General features: G+C 63.1%; 13 protein-coding genes and 1 pseudogene. 2 read left to right on the forward strand and 12 right to left on the reverse strand.

All coding sequences use genetic code 11. The features are described from left to right. From V7116_RS02790 to V7116_RS02845, 12 genes and pseudogenes are all read right to left on the reverse strand, one after another. A pseudogene (locus V7116_RS02790) lies at positions 1-431 on the reverse strand (radical SAM protein); the annotation flags it as partial. 25 nt (positions 432-456) lie between these two features. Continuing rightward, positions 457-1,182 carry a TorD/DmsD family molecular chaperone gene (locus V7116_RS02795; RefSeq protein WP_324390197.1) on the reverse strand — a complete coding sequence of 242 codons (726 nt, stop codon included), beginning with the start codon at positions 1,180-1,182 and terminating at the stop codon, positions 457-459. A 175-nt stretch (positions 1,183-1,357) separates the two neighbouring features. Then, a complete protein-coding gene (locus V7116_RS02800; RefSeq protein WP_324390198.1) occupies positions 1,358-2,272 on the reverse strand; it encodes a dimethyl sulfoxide reductase anchor subunit family protein in 915 nt (304 codons plus the stop codon). A gap of 2 nt (positions 2,273-2,274) precedes the next feature. After that, positions 2,275-2,901 (reverse strand): DMSO/selenate family reductase complex B subunit, encoded by a 627-nt coding sequence (locus V7116_RS02805; RefSeq protein ID WP_324390200.1) that lies wholly within the window; start codon positions 2,899-2,901, stop codon positions 2,275-2,277. A 5-nt stretch (positions 2,902-2,906) separates the two neighbouring features. Then, a complete protein-coding gene (locus V7116_RS02810) occupies positions 2,907-5,477 on the reverse strand; it encodes a molybdopterin-dependent oxidoreductase (RefSeq protein WP_349258407.1) in 2,571 nt (856 codons plus the stop codon). A 513-nt stretch (positions 5,478-5,990) separates the two neighbouring features. Further along, positions 5,991-6,884, reverse strand: coding sequence for a tyrosine-type recombinase/integrase (locus V7116_RS02815; protein ID WP_324390204.1), 894 nt, complete (start codon positions 6,882-6,884; stop codon positions 5,991-5,993). Between the two features lie 17 nt (positions 6,885-6,901). Then, a complete protein-coding gene (locus V7116_RS02820) occupies positions 6,902-7,750 on the reverse strand; it encodes an MBL fold metallo-hydrolase (RefSeq protein WP_324390206.1) in 849 nt (282 codons plus the stop codon). A gap of 147 nt (positions 7,751-7,897) precedes the next feature. Beyond that, complete coding sequence (locus V7116_RS02825) at positions 7,898-8,938, reverse strand: uroporphyrinogen decarboxylase family protein (RefSeq protein ID WP_324390208.1); 1,041 nt, start codon at positions 8,936-8,938, stop codon at positions 7,898-7,900. Next, positions 8,935-10,113 carry a uroporphyrinogen decarboxylase family protein gene (locus V7116_RS02830; protein ID WP_324390210.1) on the reverse strand — a complete coding sequence of 393 codons (1,179 nt, stop codon included), beginning with the start codon at positions 10,111-10,113 and terminating at the stop codon, positions 8,935-8,937. The genes V7116_RS02825 and V7116_RS02830 overlap by 4 nt, the downstream gene beginning before the upstream one ends. Positions 10,114-10,125: 12 nt before the next feature. Continuing rightward, the gene (locus V7116_RS02835; protein WP_324390212.1) at positions 10,126-11,178 is read right to left on the reverse strand and encodes a zinc-dependent alcohol dehydrogenase; all 1,053 of its coding nucleotides are present in this window, start codon (positions 11,176-11,178) and stop codon (positions 10,126-10,128) included. A gap of 231 nt (positions 11,179-11,409) precedes the next feature. Continuing rightward, on the reverse strand, positions 11,410-12,399 hold the full coding sequence (locus V7116_RS02840; RefSeq protein WP_324390214.1) for an aldo/keto reductase: 990 nt from the start codon (positions 12,397-12,399) through the stop codon (positions 11,410-11,412). Between the two features lie 202 nt (positions 12,400-12,601). Continuing rightward, entirely contained in the window at positions 12,602-13,609 is a 1,008-nt protein-coding gene (locus V7116_RS02845; protein WP_324390216.1) for a LacI family DNA-binding transcriptional regulator, read from the reverse strand. 328 nt (positions 13,610-13,937) lie between these two features. Here V7116_RS02845 and V7116_RS02850 point away from each other — a divergent pair, with 328 nt between their 5' ends. Together V7116_RS02850 and V7116_RS02855 are read left to right on the forward strand one after the other, a co-directional pair. After that, positions 13,938-14,960, forward strand: coding sequence for a LacI family DNA-binding transcriptional regulator (locus V7116_RS02850; protein WP_324390218.1), 1,023 nt, complete (start codon positions 13,938-13,940; stop codon positions 14,958-14,960). Positions 14,961-15,082: 122 nt separating this feature from the next. Continuing rightward, on the forward strand, positions 15,083-16,999 hold the full coding sequence (locus V7116_RS02855; protein ID WP_324390220.1) for an ABC transporter substrate-binding protein: 1,917 nt from the start codon (positions 15,083-15,085) through the stop codon (positions 16,997-16,999). Positions 17,000-17,017 lie beyond the last annotated feature (18 nt).

A 17,017-nucleotide genomic window follows, 5' to 3' on the forward strand; every position in this document is an offset into this window, starting at 1 on the left:
AGCGCCACACAGCTCAAGTGCTGCCCGGTGGCCGCCATCTCGTCCAGTTCCTGAACCAGATCGCGCTCGTTCGCGCGGTGGTGCTCGTAGTCCACCTGATTCGGGTTGAAGCAGTAATAGCAGTTCCGGTTGCATTGCAGTGAGACGAAAAACGTAGCGCTGCCCACGCCCTTTTTGCACGCGACACACGCTTCGGAAATCGCGCCGGAGACGAGGCTGCGCCCGCCGTTGCGGAAGATCACGCCCTTTTGCTCCAGGCGATCGTAGATCTCCGCGGGCGGATCGCCTTCGCCCGCGTCATCGACCTCGATGCCGGTGGCGCGCAGTTGGTTCAGGAAGTTCTCGTAGATCCGCAGGTAAATGCCCGCATACGCCGCGAATTGGGGATTTTTGATTTGGTGATGGGTTTCAGGCGTGATGGGGATGATCACCGTTCGATTCCTTTGACTAAGTCGTCTACTCTGGAATGCCCAGGAATTTGATCTTGGCGGGGATGCTCACGGCGTCGATCTGCTTCAGTTCGGCCAGCGCGCCGCGCACGAGGTACGCCAGTCCCCGGTAGAAATCGCTCTGCGCGTGTTTGATGACCAGCTCGGCCCACTTGGGACCCCACTGCATCAGGTGTTCGCTCAAAAATTCGCGCTTGGCGGCGGTGATCGCGTCCAGTTGCAGCGAATTGCCGTTTTCCAGGGCGTTCAGCGACATCTGCGCGCAGTGCGCGACGAAGCTCAGCTCGAACGCGATGTGATCCGCCGGTTCGCGGTCGGGGGTTTGCACTTCCGCGCCCATCTGCTCGTAGCGCCGCTGCACGTCCACCGTGCGATCCTGGAACAGCAGCCGTTCTTCACTGAAATACACCGACTCCCACGCAGGCGCGGCCATTTCGCGCAAGCCAACGAACAGCGCGGTGTGATCGGCCTTCAGGTCGACGAGCATCGCGTCGGTGATGCCATCGGCGCAGCTCTGGGTCCAGGCGGCCAGCAGCGCGAGTCCTTCGACCGTATCCGGCTGCGCTTCCGCGAACGGAACCGAGTCGAACAGATTGTCGGCCAGCAGGGGATTCAGCCAGTCGCGCGAGGGGATCGTATACAGTATTTTTCCGAGCAGGCCGAACAGCAGGGCTTCGCCTACAAGCTGTTCCGTGCGCTCATCGCTCGTGGATTGGGACGTCAAGTTGACCACAACGCTCTCCATGATATAGCGACACATCCAGACTCGGATGCGACATACTTTGACCTGAGTATAGAGTGAGAATAACCTGCCGGGCGGGGCACAAAAGCATTAGAACGCCGGATAAATGTAAACAAGAGCAGGGGAGCCACGGCGGCTCCCCTGGTCGATGATCGTGCGGATCGCTCTAGAAGCCGATCTTGATGTGCGAGGCGTAGAACAGATAGCGTCCCATCACTTCTGCAATCAGAACCAGCGCAAACGCGCCGTAAATCAGGGCAAAGAGCACGCGCTCCTGGCCCAGCACCGACGCGGTGCGGTAGAGGAAGAACGCGAACACCCCCGCGCCCAGGAAGACCAGCCCGATGCGCAGGATGAACAGCACGTTGTAGTCGTTGGCGATGTTGACCAGGCTGTCCGCCGCGTCGCCGGAGCCGAAGTTCACCAGGCTGGCCGAGACCACGACGAGTTCGAAGCCCAGCACCACGATCGCCGCCACGGCGATCCAGCGCAGCGACTCGCGCAGCAGGTTCGCCTGAACGTCCACCGCGGCTTCCTTGCGCGACTTGATGTAGCTGTAGTTCACGCTCAGCGCCACGCCGATCGCCAGCGATCCCAGCAGCAGGGTGGTGGCGAAGAACGACAGCGGGGTTGCCGCCGTGTTCCAGCTCGGTTGGTTCGGCAGCATGTAGATGTGCGACATGCTGTACACCGACGCCACGCCGATGATCGCCGCCGCGGCGGCCACCGCCATGCGGATGGTCGGGGTAGCGATCTTGCGCCACTGCATGATGGCGAACACGAAGCCCACGCCCGTGAAGGCCATGGTGAAGAAGATTTCACGGCTCAGCCACGACGATCCAAAGTTCGTGATCGCGCGGTATGCGTTCATCGGGTTGCCCAGGTGCAGCAGCGAGGCGAGCACGCCCAGCACCAGCACTGGCCCAATCGCCAGCAGTGCGCGGTCGCTCAAGCGATCGGCTTCGGCTTCACCGGCGCGGCGCTGTGCCCAGAAGTGGATGGCGCCCAGCACCAGGAACGAGCCGATAGCCATCTGAGACAAAATCGTATAGGTGACGAGTGCCCATTCACGCGTTTCCATCGTTATACCTCGTCGTCATAGACGCGCCCGACCTTCGAGCCGACAGGCTGGGCATGGCGGTGGGGCGTCATCACAAAGGAAGGATTGGTGATGTCGGCGGGCGGCAGCGGCGCGACTTCGTTCGCGGTCCCGTACTGGGCGCGCAGCTCTTCAAGCTCGCCAAAGTCCAGGGCACGCATGGGGCAGGCCGCCACACAGTACGGTTTGCCGCCTTCGTCCACGACGTCAGCGCACATGTCGCACTTCTGCATCGTGCCTTCATCAGGATCGAACTGGGGCGCGCCGTAAGGGCAGGCCCACGAGCAGTAGTGGCAGCCGATGCACTTGTCGGAATCAACCACGACGATGCCGTCATCGCGCTTTTCGATGGCTTTCGCCGGGCACACATCGACGCACGCCGGATTTTCGCAGTGCATGCATGCGATCGACAGCGAATAGACAAAAATGTTATTGGGCTGGATGAAGGCCGGGTCCAGCGGGTCCGCGACCCAACCGCCGCCGCCGTATTCATAGACATGGCGGTAGTTGACATCCACCGGGAGCGCGTTCTTCGACTTACAGGCGATCACGCATGCCTTGCAGCCGTTGCAGACGCTCGAGTCAAAGTGAAAGGCTAGTTGCTTTGCCATGTTTGTTACGCTTCCTTAATGGGGATCCGCTGGCTCCACTTGTAGTCCCGCTCGCGGGCGTCTGGGCCACCGTACCGTTCGATCTTGACGTTCAGCGAATTCCATCCCTGGTGTCCCTGGCCGGTCGGGATCGCGCCGTTGAGCGTGTTGGTTGCGCCTGCCTTGTCGATGCCGGTATCTTCCTCGACTTCGGCCCACGCGCCTTCACCCAACGACACCACGCCCGGCATGATGCGCTCGGTCAGGAAGACCGGGCGGATCACCTTACCGTGACGGCTGGTGACCAGTGCCGTATCGCCGTGCTTCAGGCCGAGCGGCTCCGCGTCCACCGGGTTCATGATGAGTTCCTGCGGGAACGCCTCACGCAGCCACGGGATGTTGTCGAAGATCGAGTGCGAGCGGCGGCGGTAGTGGATGGTGAACATCTGAAGCGGATATTCGCCCTTGACCTTGTTGTCCCAGTCCTCGAAGGTGTCTTTGTAGCCTTCGATCGGGTCCATGTAGGTCGGGATCGCGTCGATCTCGTTGAAGCCGTGGCCCTTGACCATTTCTGCGTTGGCTTCGCTGTAGATTTCCAGCTTGCCGGTTGCAGACTTCAGCGGGTTGGCTTCAGGATCGTCGCGGAAGGCCTGATGCGCGATGTAGCCCAGCTTGTCGCCCTTCTTGCGGCTGACCGTATACACGCCGTTTTCCTTGAATTCCGCCAGCGTGATGCGGCCTTCCTGCGGCTCGCCCTCGACTTCCATCGCGGCGATGTCATCGGCGGAGATCGTCAGCAGCGGCTCGAAGTCCACGCCGTTGTCCTTGATGACCGTCGCGCCCGCGAGCTGGTTGAAGACCTGCTGCTTGAGCGGCATCGGATCGACCACGTCGGGATCGACGTCCAGGCGGGTCGCCAGTTCGCGCGCAACCCAGTCGTCGTCCTTCGCCTCGAACAGCGGTTCGGTGACCTGGCGTGCCCAGATCAGGTGGTCGCGGTTGCCCTTCAGGAAGCCGTAGCGTTCCCACTGCGTCGTGATGGGCAGCACGATGTCCGCGTACTTGCTGTTGGTGTTCAGGAACAGGTTCAGCGACAGCACGAATTCGACCTTGCGGTGCGCCTCGATACCCTTGGTCATGCCGACCTTCTGGTTCAGGGCGTGGCCGCTGTCGTGCACGATCATCTGGATGTTGATGTCACGCACGTCGTCGTACCCGGCGACGTACTTGCCGTCGAGGACGGCGCTCCAGGCTTCGTTGTTGTTGATCGACACGCTGATCGCGTTGTCGTTCGACGCGCGCGGCGCGCCCGATCCGCCTGCGCTGATCAGGAACGGACCGCCGTCTGCCGTACGTTCCCAGCAGCTCACGCCCGTGCAGCAGCCCGGCTTGCCGATGTTGCCGGTCATCGCGCCCAGGGTCATGAACATCTGGGGCCACGTGTCGGCGTTGTTGACGCGCGCGACCGACCAGGCTGTCAGCAGCGACACCTTCGGCGTCGAGCCGATAGTGCGGGCCAGCTGGCGGATCTTGTACGGCGCGACGCCGCAGATCTCCGACGCCCATTCCGGCGTCTTGGGCGTGTCGTCGTACGTGCCCAGCACGTAATCCTTGAAGTTCTTCTTCGGGTCAGCGTCTTCGGGCATGTGATCCGCGTCGAAGCCCACCGTGCAGCGATCCAGGAAGTCCCAGTCGATCAGCGGGCCGTTCTCAGGATCGTCTTCGTCGAGCAGCGTGTACGCAATGCCCAACGCCAGCGCATGGTCGGTCGCCGGGCGGATCGGAATCCACTCGTCGGCCAGGATCATGTGCGTGTCGTTGTAATAGGGGTCAATGCAGATGAACTTTACACCGGCCTTCTTGGCTTCGATGTAATAGTGCATGTTGTTGCCCTGGGAACTCCACGCGGAGTTGCCGCCCCACATCACGACCAGATCGGAATTCTGCATTTCGAGGCGGTCGTTGTGCGACGTCAGCGACAGGCCGTCGCCCAGGCCGATGATCGGGCCGGTATAGAGCCACGTGCCCCACGAGGTGCTGCCCCACAGCTTGTCTGCGCCGCCCAGCATGGTGATCAGGCTGCCCAGCGTGCTGCCGGTTTCGAGGATGCCCTCGTTGCCGTACTGCTCGATGATGCGCTTGAATTCGCCCGCGATGTAATCGAGCGCCTCGTCCCACGAAATGCGCACCCACTCGTCCTGGCCGCGCAGTTCCTTCTTGCCGCCGCCCGGTTCCCAGTTCTTGCGCTTCATCGGGTACTTCAGGCGGTCGGCGCCGAAGCACTGCTGCTGCTGCGAACGGCCACGCGCGCAGCCGCGAATCTGGGGTTGTTCCGTTGAATCGTCGTGCGTGTCGTCGGTCTTGACCTTCTTGACGACACCGTCCACGACATGTGCTTTGATCACGCAGCGCTGCCCGCCGCAGTTGTGCCAGCATGCAGCCGTGACCCATTCGCCCGCGCTCTCAGCAGCTTTCGCCGCCGGGGTGAGGGGCATGTTCTCCGAAATATTGTGAAGCCCCCCGCTCAAAACAGCCGTGCTGCTGAGGGCCGAACTCCACTTGAGGAAGCTGCGGCGGTTCAGCAAAACATCGGACATCGTTTTAGCGAGGAAACTATTCGTGCTCACTTTGACGATTCTCCTTCTCTTGCCTAAGTACGTAGTGAGGAATAAAACTGCGTCTTATATTTAAAAAGACACCTCCCTCATTTTTGTGCTTTATATCACAAGTCTAGTTTATTTAACGCCGCGAGTAATCACCCGGTAGGGTGATATTTCAACGGTACTGCCTGAATTATGTCTTCTAGGCTGATATTACAGGCCCGTAATTTGGCGAGTTCGCCGCCGTGAAGGCGGTCTCATTGTATTGGTGACGGTGAAATATTCGGGCTGCTCAGTTGCACCGGGCGGGCAAACGCCGCGATCAAGATGCTGGCATGCTGCTGGCATGGATCAGTCCGCTCTCGTACGAGATAAGCAGTCTGCGCAGCCTGATGGTGGAGCAGCCCGGCACGATGAATCTCGGCTTGAACTCCGGAGTGTTGATCTTCGCGGTGAAGGTGTTTGAACTGGGTTGTCGTGCGGCTTTACCCGCGCGTGGCGGTGTTATCGCTAGAGGTCCGTGTCGAGCCGCTCCATGCGCTCGGCCAGCCGGTCGAGGCTCGGCTCGGTGTAAATCATGACCGTGTTCAGGCTGGCGTGACCGAGCAAGGCCGCCAGCCCGCGCAGATCGTCGGGGTTCGCGGCGAGGTAGCGCGTGGCGAAGGTATGCCGCAGCACGTGCGGCCCCGGCGCGGTGATCCCCGCCTGCTGCGCGACGCGCGCCAGGATGCGCAGCACCGAGCTGCGGTGGCTCAGTTCTCCGTGCGGTCCGGCCCACAGCGGCGCGGCGGGATCCGCCGCGTTCGTATAGCTGTCCAGGTAGCTTTCCAGGGCTTTGCGCACGTCCAGCGTCAGCGGGATCACGCGGAAGCTCCCGCGTTTGCCCTGCCGTACCGTGACGCTGCCCGACCGCTCGTGCAAATCGAGATCGCCCACGCACAGGTCCAGCAGTTCCCCCACGCGCAGTCCCGTCCCGGCCAGTATCTCGATGATCGCGTAGTCGCGCGCGCTGCCGCTTGTTTTGGCGGCGCGCAGCAGCTTACGCAGGTCCCGGTCCGAAAGGCCCTTCGGCTGCCGCGCCGGGAGCCGGATGCCCGGGACGTCCGCCGTGGGATCGTCCGCCGCCAGCGCGTGATCGACCGCCCAGCCGAAGAAGCGCGACAGCGCCACCAGCCGCTGGTTGATCGTCGCGGGCGCGGCCTTTTCGACCGTTTGCTGGTGGGCCTTCCAGTCGCGCACGTCGCGCGGCATGATCGCCGCCGGGTCGAACGCCGTGTCATAGGCGCGCCGGTTCCACGCTGCGAAGTGGACCAGCGCGCGGCGGTACGCGGCGATCGTGTGCGTGCTGCGCCCGCTGCGTTCGAGATCCTCCACCCACTGCGCGATCACATCGGCGGCATCCATAATCCCGCGTCCTTCCCTTACGCCTTGACGTAATAATACAGCTCGCCGGGCTGCAAGAATTTCACCTTCTGCCGCGGATCGACCCGCTCGAACGCGCTCACCAGTTCTGCCGCCGGGATCACGTTTTTGACGAACAGATCGTTGTGGCCGGGGATCACCACGTCCCACCCGATCTCCTGTGTCAGCCGCGCCGCCTCGATCGGCAGCAGGTTCCCCGTCAGGTCGCCGTCCGTCTCGCGGAAGTGATCGCGCCCGTTGGCCGGGATCATGGCGAGATCGGCTTTCGGCAGCGCTTTGAGCATCTCTATGTAGCCGGGATAGATGATCGTGTCGCCCGCGTGGTAAAACGTCACGCCGTTCCACTCGATCAGGAACCCGATCCAGCGGTAGCCCTTTTCCTCGTCGTATTCCTTCTCGTAGTGCGCCGATGGCAAAACGGTCACCCTGGCGCTGGTGCCCGGAAGCGTGACCGGCTCCAACGCGGTCGGCAGGATTACCCGCCCCTGCGGAATGTCCAGATCCGCCAGCAGATCCGCGCACCAGCCGGTCGTCACGAAGCGCGCTTCCGGCGATGCCGCGGCGGCGGGCCCCAGTGTGGCTGGATCGAAGTGGTCGAGGTGCTCGTGCGAGATCAGAAAGTAATCCGCGTTGGTGACCTGCTCCGGTTGCACGGGCGGCGCAAACAGCCTTGTGCCCCAGTCCCCGAACCGCTCCCCGACCAGATCGCTCAGGTATGGGTCGATCACCAGCACCGCGTCCGGCCCTTTGACGGCGAGGCCCATCTGTCCCAGGCCCCACACGGCGAGGCTGTTCGGGATGATCGGCGTATTCTCGATCTGCTCGATGAGGGAACGCTGCTCCGGCATCATTGGCTCACTTTCCTGCTCTATCCCGCGCTTCTGCCGATTTTACCGGTCCGGCTCGCCTTCTCCCACTCACGCCTGACCGCCATCGCGTGGTCTTTACCCCCTCTCCAACCTGGATTGGAAAGGGGGCAGGGGATGAGGTCGCGCTTACACAGGCGACCAGTCGCGCGCGGCCTGCAGCAGCGCGTCGATGTTTTCCGGCGGCGTGCCGGGCGAGATCCCGCCGCCGAACGACAGGATCATCCCACCGCCCGGCGCGGCGGCGTCCAGGCAGGCCTGCGCCGCCGTATACACGTCTTCCGGCGTGCCGCGCACGCCCAGATCCAGCGGCGCGACGTTGCCCAGCAGCGCGGCCCGGCCATTCACCCGCACCTTGACCTGCGCGATGTCCAGCTCGTGGCTGAAGTTGAACACATCGAAGCCCGCGTTCGGCAGCACGTCCAGCAGGTGCTTGACCGGCGTGTCGTTGTGATACACGCGGATCAGCCCCTCGAACTCCCCGAACAGCCGCTGCAAGTGCGGCTGCACCCATTCTTCGTACGTCGCCGCGCTGACCATGCCCACGATGTCGTCCAGCACCAGGATGCCTTCCGGGTCGTGCACCGCGTCGAGCTGCGCGTGCAGCCAGCGGATGATCGTCGTGGTTACCGTTTCCAGAATTTTGGTGACGCGCTCCGGCTCCATCGCCAGGTCGAGCATCAGCGGGCTGATCCCCGCCAGCCACGACGCCACCGCCATCGGCCCGCGCGCGGCGACCATCTTCACGCCCAGGCCCTCCGCGCGCAGTTGGTCGTCGAGCGTGCGGTACTGGCGCAGCACGAGCGGCATCAGGCCGTCCGTCTGCGGATCGGCGGCGCTAATGTGCTCGGCCCAGAATTCGAGATCGGTCACAATCGGCTCGATGGACGGCGGGCTGTCGTCGTGGAAGCGCATCTTCACGCCAAACGCGGACGGTTCCCCTGCCATGCCATACTCAACCCAGAAGCCCGGCAGCCACACCGCGCCGGGGAAGCGATCCAGCAGCCCTTTATGCGCGGCCAGCCAGCGCTCGTCGAACAGGAAGAAGTCGCGCGTGTCCATGCCCGCGTAACCTGGCAGCCACGGGCTGTCCACGATCAGCGCGACCGGCACGCGATCCGGCTCGCCGCCCTGCGCCGCGATCTTGAAGCGTTCCCAATCCGTCGTCATAGCTGGACCTCCTGCGGCTGACCCGCATACGCGCCGTATTCACTGAACGCCTCGTACAGCGCGACGAGGTTTGCGGCGGGCGCGTCGGCCTGGATGTTGTGCACGGTGGTGAAGACGTAGCCGCCGCCGGGCGCCAGCGCCTCGATGTTGCGGCGCACGTCGTCCTTGACCTGTTCCGGCGTGCCGTAGGGCAGCACCTCCTGCGTATCGACCCCGCCGCCCCAAAACACGATGCTGCTCCCAAAATCGCGCTTGAGCGCCACCGGCTCCATACCTGCCGCGCGTACGTGGATCGGGTTCAAGATCTCCGCGCCGATCTCGATGTAATCGGGGATGATCGGGCGCACGTTGCCGCACGAGTGGAAAAACTGCCGCGTGTGTGGGGCCAGTGTTTTGATCCGCGAGAACAGCATTTGAATGCGCGGCTTCAGCATCTGGCGGAACATGCGCGGCGAGATCAGCTGCGACTGCTGCGTGCCGTAGTCGTCGGCGTAGGTCACCACGTCCACCACGTCGCCCAGGCGCGGCAGCGCCATCTCCCAGAACGCCAGTTTCAGTTCGATCATTTTGTCGAACAACGCTTCTGCCGGAACGGGATCGGTCGCCATCATCATCAACAGTTCCTGCATGCCGACGATGCGCTGCGCCATCTCGAAGATGCCCGCGAACGGGTCTTTGATCACGACGGCGCGGCCTGCCGCGCGCTGTGCCTCCGCGCGTTCGCGCAGCCCGTCGATCCGGCGCGGATCGGCCATGTCCGGCCAGGGCAGCCGCTCGATGTCGGCGGCGGTCACCTCCGGCCCCGGCAGCGGCACGTCGAGGATGCTGTAATACAGCCCGTCGGGGTAGGGGCGGCGGTGCGTGATGCCCCACTCGTCGTGGTACATCCAGTACTCGCCCGCTTCCTCCTCGACCACGTTCCAGTTGTGGCTGTTGAGCGGGAACAGCCCGCGCGTATCGACGCCCAGCCGCTCCAGCAGATCTTCGGACGGGGCGGCAAGCTGCTGGATTGTGTCGCACAGAGCGATCTCTTCGGGCGGCAGGGCGAGCGCCTCGCGCAGCGCGCGGTACGCCACCGCGTGAATGCCCGTCACCTGGACGCTGCCCAGGTCGAGCGGCACGCGGTCCGGCTCCTGGTGGTTGAGCGTGGTCAGTATACGTTCGCGTGAATTCATCGCGGCCATCCCCTAGGCGTCCTGCACGTCGAGCACGATTTTGATCGTGTCCGCCGCGTCCCGGTCCACGATGGCGAACGCGTCTGTCACGTCGCGCATGGGCATCTGGTGCGTGATCAGCAGATCCGGGTGCAGCAGCCCTTTCGCCATCATGCGGATCGCGCGTGGGAACTCGCCCAGCGTCACGCGCGAGGCGATGATCTCCGCCTCCTTGATCACCAGCGTCTTGAAGTGCACCGCGCTGAGCTGTTCGCCCAGCCCGGCGGTAACGATCCGCCCGCCGTTGCGCATCATCTTCACCGCCTGCGCCAGCGGCGCTTCCTGCCCCTCCACAAGGTGATAATGCCCGATCGCCTCGATCACGCAGTCCGCGCCCGCGCCGTCCGTCAGTTCGTTCACGAACGCGACCGGATCGACTTCCGCCGGGTTGATCGCGTAATCCGCGCCGAGCGTGCGCGCCGTGTCCAGGCGGAACGGCTGCAAATCCACGGCAATCGTCAGGCCGGGGCTGGCGGTGTGGCACAGCACGTCGAGGATCGACAGGCCGAGCTTGCCCGCGCCCAGCAGCACGACCGTCTCGCCCGGCTGGACGCGCCCGCGCTGCAAGATGTGATGCCCCAGCCCGTACATCTCGACCATCGGCGCGTGGACCATCGGCACGCTGTCCGGCAGATGGAAGACGTGGCTCGCAGGCGCGGCGACGAATTGCCCGTAGCCGCCGTCCAGGTCCACGCCCAGCAGCTTCAGCGAGCGGCAGGCGTTGATGTGCCCGGTCAGGCAGGCTGGGCAGGCGTGGCACGACAGGATCGGATCGACCGCGACGCGATCGCCCACTGCGATCCCGGTCACGTCCGGCGCGACCTCGACCACCACGCCGCCGAACTCGTGCCCCTGGATGGCGGGATAACTCACCCGGTCGTGGAACTCGCCGCGATAGATGTGCAGGTCCGTGCCGCAGATGCCCGCGTACCCGGACTGGATGAGGACTTCCCCGGCGCGCACCTGTGGCATAGGCGCGTCACCGACGGAAATAGTTTTGGCGTCGTACAAAATTCCGGCTTTCATAAATTTTTTCCCTCATAAACGTCAGCGAACACGATATCGATCGCAAATCACTACCTGAACCTGCCCGCTCCCTTCCTGATTTTCCTCTTGCCGCTCAAAGCCTACTCCGTCCCCACACCCCCTGTTGACCTTGCTTGTCTCCCCTCTCCAACTTGATTGGAGAGGGGCCGGGGGTGAGGTCTGCTTTTTGCTTTAACCAACAACTAAAAACTTTCCACTCTGAACTGCTTTTCACCGAAACCGGCTGTCCGACTGCCACAGATCCGGGTTCGGTCCCATGCGCTGCTTGAGCGGCAGCGTCGCCGCGTCCAGCGCCGCCAGCACGTCCGCGCTCAGCGTGATCTCGGTCGCCCGCACCGCGTCGGCCAGATGTACGGACGTGCGCGCCCCCGCGATCACCGCCGTGATGCCCGGCTGGTGCAGCACCCACGCCGTCGCCAGCAGCGGCATCGACAGGCCGCAGTCCGCCGCGATGCCGCGTATGCGCTCGATCGTGGCGAACAGCTCGTCTTCCGCGCCCGGCTCGCCGTGCCGCGCGCCAGGACGGTGGCTGGCGAAGTGGCGCGTCCGCGCCCGTCCCCCGGTCACCTGCTCCGCCGACGTATACTTGCCCGTCAACAGCCCGTGCAGCAGCGGGCTGTAGGCCAGCACGCCCAGCCCGTACTGTCCGCACGCGGGCAGCACCGCGTCTTCGATGGCGCGCCACAGCAGGTTATAGGGGACTTGATTCGAGATCACGGGCCCCAACGCCAGCATCGCGGCCATGTCCTGTGACCCGTGATTCGACAGCCCCACGTACCGGATCTTGCCCTCGTCGCGCAGGCGCATCAGCTCGCCCATCGTCTCCTCGAACGGCACGCTGTGGCTGGGCCAGTGAATCTGGTACACATCGATGGTGTCGGTTTGCAGCCGTTTCAGGCTGGCGTCGCACGCGGCGCGGATTTCCGGGGCGGAGACGTTCGCAGAGCGGACTTTCGTGGCGATGATCACCCGGTCGCGGTAGGGTTTGAGCGCTTCTCCGAGGATGCTTTCCGAGCGGCCTTTGCCGTACGCTTCGGCGGTGTCGAAGAACGTAATGCCGTGATCGAGCGCGGCGTGGATGGTGGCGCGGGTGTCGGCGTCATCTTGCGGGCCCCACATGGCCTCGTCGCTGATGCCCCAGCACCCCATGACGATGGGCGTCACGGCCAGATCGGACTTTCCAAGCTGTCTGTAATTCACGCTGCCCTTCCGTAAAAAATGTTCTTCTGGCGCAAATATTTCTTGGTGCGTGTGATGCTCTTTAACTTCTAAATCCAGCAACACCCGGGTGAGATGGCTTTTCTCCCCTCTCCAACTTGATTGGAGAGGGGCCGGGGGTGAGGTCTGCTCTTGCTTTTGACTTACAACTAAAAACTAACGACGAACGACTAACGGCTCACGCTTACGGCGCGCTGCCGCGCCGGATCAGCTCCTCGGTATAAATATACTCCCGGTACTGCACGTCCCCTTCCATGCGCTTGAACAACAGCTCGGCGGCCATGTTCCCGATCTCGTACTTGGGCACATGGAACGTGGTCAGCGAAGGCGTGACCTGGCTGGAGAGCATGATGTCGTCGCCGCCCACGATCGCCAGATCGTCCGGCACGCGCCGCCCCGCCTCGACCGCCGCGCGCAGGATGCCCAGGGCTACCAGATCGTTGCCGCCGATGACCGCGTCCAGTTCCGGGTGAGTCGCCAGAAGCTCCGCCGCCGCCGCGTGCCCCGCCTCCCAGGTTGGCATACACAACATGCACCAATCGGGGTTGGCTTCCAGTCCGAAGCTTTTGAGTTCCTCAAGAAACTGCTCGATTTCGACCGCCCACTGGCTGCGCTGCAAGCGCAGATAGCCGATGCGCTTGTGCCCCGTTTCGGCCAGATGCCGCGCGCCGCGCAGCGCACGCACGCCGAGCGCGTCGCGTCCCTTGACCACGCTGGCGAGGTTTTTGGGGACCTGCCGGTTGACCACGACGACCGCCTGGTTCTGCGCGATCAGGGGGTACAGGTCGTCGTCGGGCAGGCGCGAGCTGCAAATGATGATGCCGTCCACGGTCGAGTCTTCGAGCTGGCTCAGTACGGCTTTTTCGCGCGCCTGGTTTTCGTTGGTGTTGGCCAGCAGCACGCTGTAATCGCGCTTCCAGGCTAGATCCTCGACGCCCTTCACGATTTCCGCGAAGTACGGGTTGGTAATGTCCGGCGTGATAACCGCGATCATGTTGGTCTGGTTGGTCACCAGCGTTCGGGCGGCGCGGCTGGGGCGGTAATCGAGGCGGGCGATCACGTCGCGCACGCGGTCGCGCGTGGCGGCGCTGATCCGCCCGGTGTTATTGATCACCCGCGAGACGGTCATCGGTGAGACCCCGGCCTCACGCGCGACGTCGTGCAGAGTGATTCGTTCGCGCCGCTGGTTCATTTCTACGGTCCAGTTGACAGGTTAAAAAAAGTTGCATACACTGATAGCAGACATGAGTTAGCGCTAACACGTTGCACCTCTTATGAAATCGAAGTGAGTTAACGCTAACTCCAATGAATATACAGGATTATTGCACGTCTTTCAAAACTTAACATCGCCCAATCCATCATCACCCATCTCATCTCACACGTCCCATTTTTCGTTTTCTACTGCACGGGGTTGTTGTAAGTCAGTCGGCTTAACAAAAGAATCATTTTGGTCCAGTTAACGCTCTCGTGAGCGCTAACGAGAAAGATATTTTTCGATGCCACCACCCCAACGCGTCACTATGGCAGATGTCGCCCGCGAAGCCGGTGTGTCGCTCATGACCGTATCTCGCGCGGTGAATGGCAAAGGCGAGATCAGCGACGAGACGCGCGAGCGCATTCAGGCCGTCATCAAGCGCCTGGGCTACCGGCCCAGCGGCATCGCCCGCAGCCTTGCAACCAACCATACCGCCACCGTTGGCCTTGTGGTCCTTGACAATACGAACCCCTTTTTCTCCGAGATCGCGCGCGGCGTGGAACAGGTCGCGTACGAGACGGGCTACAAGGTTTTCCTGTGCAACACCGATGAAGATATCGAGCGCGAAGCGGAGATGCTGCACTCGCTGGAAGAAAAGCGCGTGGATGGCGTCATCCTGGGCGGATCGCGCCTGGACGACGCGTCCCTCTACGCGGGCCTCCGGCGGCATCCGGCGGCGGTGTTGGTCAACCGCGTGCTGCCGCAGGGATCGTTCGGTACCGTCCTCGTCAACGACGCCCACGGCACGCGCTGCGCGGTAGAGCATCTGATCCGCGCCGGTCACCGCACGATCGGCTTCCTCGCGGGGCCGCCGCATTCTTACAGCGGCCACCAGCGTGCCGCCGCCTATCGCGCCACGCTGAAGGATGCCGGGCTGCCCCAGAATACGTCGTGGGAGCAGGGCGGCGCGCCGACTGTGGCGGGCGGGCAGACTGCTGCCCGGCAGTTGTTGGCGGCGCATCCCGAATTGACCGCCCTATTTTGTTACAACGATCTGACCGCCGTAGGGGCGCTGCAAGCCTGCGCTGCGATGGGCCTCGACGTTCCCGGCGATGTCGCCATCGTCGGCTTCGACGATATCCCGATGGCGGCCATCGTCACGCCCGCGCTGACTACCTGCCACGTGCCGACCTATACCCTGGGGCGGCACGCGATGGACCTGCTGTTGGCGCACATCTGCGGTTGTTTGGAAGAATGCGAAAACATTGTCGTTCAGCCTGAGCTGATGGTGCGCGCGAGCGCGCCCCGGCCCAGTCCTACTTATTCCGGTTCACAAGTGAGTGGGTAACACGGACGCTTACCGTCTACCCAGGCGTGCGAGCACGAAGAAAGGAGAGGAGTCCTCAGCTACCTAAACGCAGTGCTCCGTTAGGTCAGAACTTTAGGATTTGCCAAAAATAAGGAGTAGTCATGTCGAATAAACGCAATTTGTTAACCCTCCTCACTCTGGTTCTCGCCCTTGCTTTGGCGCTCCCTACCTTGTCACCGGCTGTGCCCGCTGCCGCTCAAGGCGATGAAACCTATAACGAAGCCCCGATGCTGGCCGAAAAAGTGGCCGCCGGGGAACTGCCGCCCGTTGCGGAACGTCTGCCCGAAAATCCGCGCGTCGTGGAGCCGCTGGACAGCGTTGGCGTCTACGGTGGCATCTGGAACCGTGCGTGGCGCGGTGTGAACGACTTCCACGCCTTCGGGCGCATCACCTACGATCCCGTGCTGCGTTGGCCGCGCGACCCCTCCGACCCGGTGCAGCCGGGTCTGGCCGAGAGCTGGGAATTCAGCGAAGACGGAACCGCCCTCACGCTGTACTTCCGCAAGGGCCTGAAGTGGTCCGACGGCGAGCCGTTCTCGGTCGATGACGTGATCTTCTGGTGGGAAGCCATCGAGACCGACGAAAACATCACCGCGGCGATCCACGGCGAGTGGCTGGTCGGCGGCGAGCCGATGACCCTCGAAAAGGTCGATGACAGCACCATCACGCTGCACTTCGCCGCCCCGAATGGTCTGGCCGAAACCGTCGGTCTGGCCTTCCACGGCAACGAGTGGCCGCTGGGCTTCGAGCGCTTCGGCTTCTACGCCCCCAAGCACTACCTGGAGCAGTTCCACCCGGCCTACAGCGAAACCGGCACCTACGAGCTGTTCGAGGAAAAGGCGTTCGACTACAACGTTGATCGTCCCGTGATGACGGCCTGGAAGATCACCGAGTACGAGCCGGGCACGACGCTCATGATCGCCGAGCGCAACCCGTACTACTTCGCGGTGGACACCGAAGGCAACCAGCTCCCCTACATCGACTACGTGTACTTCCACATGGTCGAAGACGTAGCGGGTGTGAACCTCATGGGCGTCGCGGGTGACCTGGACATGCAGGCGCGCGCGATCGACCTGGCGCAGTATCCCGTCTACCAGGAAAACGCCGAAGCCAACGGCTATCACATGTTGATGTGGCCGCAGGCGGCTGCTTCTGCTGCGACCCTGTTCTTCAACATGAGCTACGCGGAAGATAACTACCGCAATCTGTTCCAGGACATCCGCTTCCGTCAGGCGGCCTCGGTCGCCATCGACCGCGACGCGATCAACGAAGTCGCGTTCTTGGGCCAGGGCGTGCCGCGCACCGAGACGGTTGTCCCCGACTCGCCGTACTACATCCCCGAACTCGAATCGGTCTACGCTCAGTACGATCCTGAGATGGCGACCCAGCTCCTCGACGAGATCGGTCTCGTGAAGGGCGACGACGGGTACTACAAGTTCGCAGATGGCTCCGACCTGCTGCTGTACATCGAAACCTCGGCGACAGCGACCGGTATGGAAGACACCCTGGACCTGATCTCCCAGTACTGGAACGACATCGGCCTCAAGAACGAATACACCATCGAGACGCGTGACGTCTTCTGGCCGAAGGCCGGCGCGAACGAAGTCATGATCTCCACGTGGTCGACCGACCGCGGTCTGGTTCCGATGGTGGACCCGATCTACCAGTTCCCGTTCGACGAGCGCTCGTGGATGGCGCCCGCCTACGGTGTCTGGTACAAGACCGGCGGCGCGGAAGGCCTTGAGCCGACCGACGAGTTCAAGCAGGCGATGGACCTCTACGACCAGTACAAGGGCACGACCGATCCCGCCGCTCAGGTTGAGATCGGCAAGGAAATCGTCCGCCTGTCCACCGAAAACCTGTGGACTCTGGGCACGGTCGGCATGGTCCCGAACCCCGTTGTGGTGAAGAACAACTTCATGAACGTTGAAGAACACCACACCGCCGACTGGATCATCATGACCCCCGGTACGATGGAACCGGCTACGTTCTACTTCTCGGATGGTGGCAGCGAGTAAGCCGTCTGGAGATGTGTG

This window comes from Aggregatilinea sp., from assembly GCF_036822615.1.
Lineage (GTDB): Bacteria > Chloroflexota > Anaerolineae > Aggregatilineales > Aggregatilineaceae > Aggregatilinea.

Coding starts and splice junctions, on each gene's coding strand:
- V7116_RS02855 (WP_324390220.1), top strand. CDS start 15,083: ATGTCGAATAAACGCAATTTGTTAACCCTCCTCACTCTGGTTCTCGCC.
- V7116_RS02845 (WP_324390216.1), bottom strand. CDS start 13,609: ATGAACCAGCGGCGCGAACGAATCACTCTGCACGACGTCGCGCGTGAG.
- V7116_RS02805 (WP_324390200.1), bottom strand. CDS start 2,901: ATGGCAAAGCAACTAGCCTTTCACTTTGACTCGAGCGTCTGCAACGGC.
- V7116_RS02815 (WP_324390204.1), bottom strand. CDS start 6,884: ATGGATGCCGCCGATGTGATCGCGCAGTGGGTGGAGGATCTCGAACGC.
- V7116_RS02825 (WP_324390208.1), bottom strand. CDS start 8,938: ATGACGACGGATTGGGAACGCTTCAAGATCGCGGCGCAGGGCGGCGAG.
- V7116_RS02850 (WP_324390218.1), top strand. CDS start 13,938: ATGGCAGATGTCGCCCGCGAAGCCGGTGTGTCGCTCATGACCGTATCT.
- V7116_RS02810 (WP_349258407.1), bottom strand. CDS start 5,477: ATGTCCGATGTTTTGCTGAACCGCCGCAGCTTCCTCAAGTGGAGTTCG.
- V7116_RS02800 (WP_324390198.1), bottom strand. CDS start 2,272: ATGGAAACGCGTGAATGGGCACTCGTCACCTATACGATTTTGTCTCAG.
- V7116_RS02830 (WP_324390210.1), bottom strand. CDS start 10,113: ATGAATTCACGCGAACGTATACTGACCACGCTCAACCACCAGGAGCCG.
- V7116_RS02835 (WP_324390212.1), bottom strand. CDS start 11,178: ATGAAAGCCGGAATTTTGTACGACGCCAAAACTATTTCCGTCGGTGAC.
- V7116_RS02820 (WP_324390206.1), bottom strand. CDS start 7,750: ATGCCGGAGCAGCGTTCCCTCATCGAGCAGATCGAGAATACGCCGATC.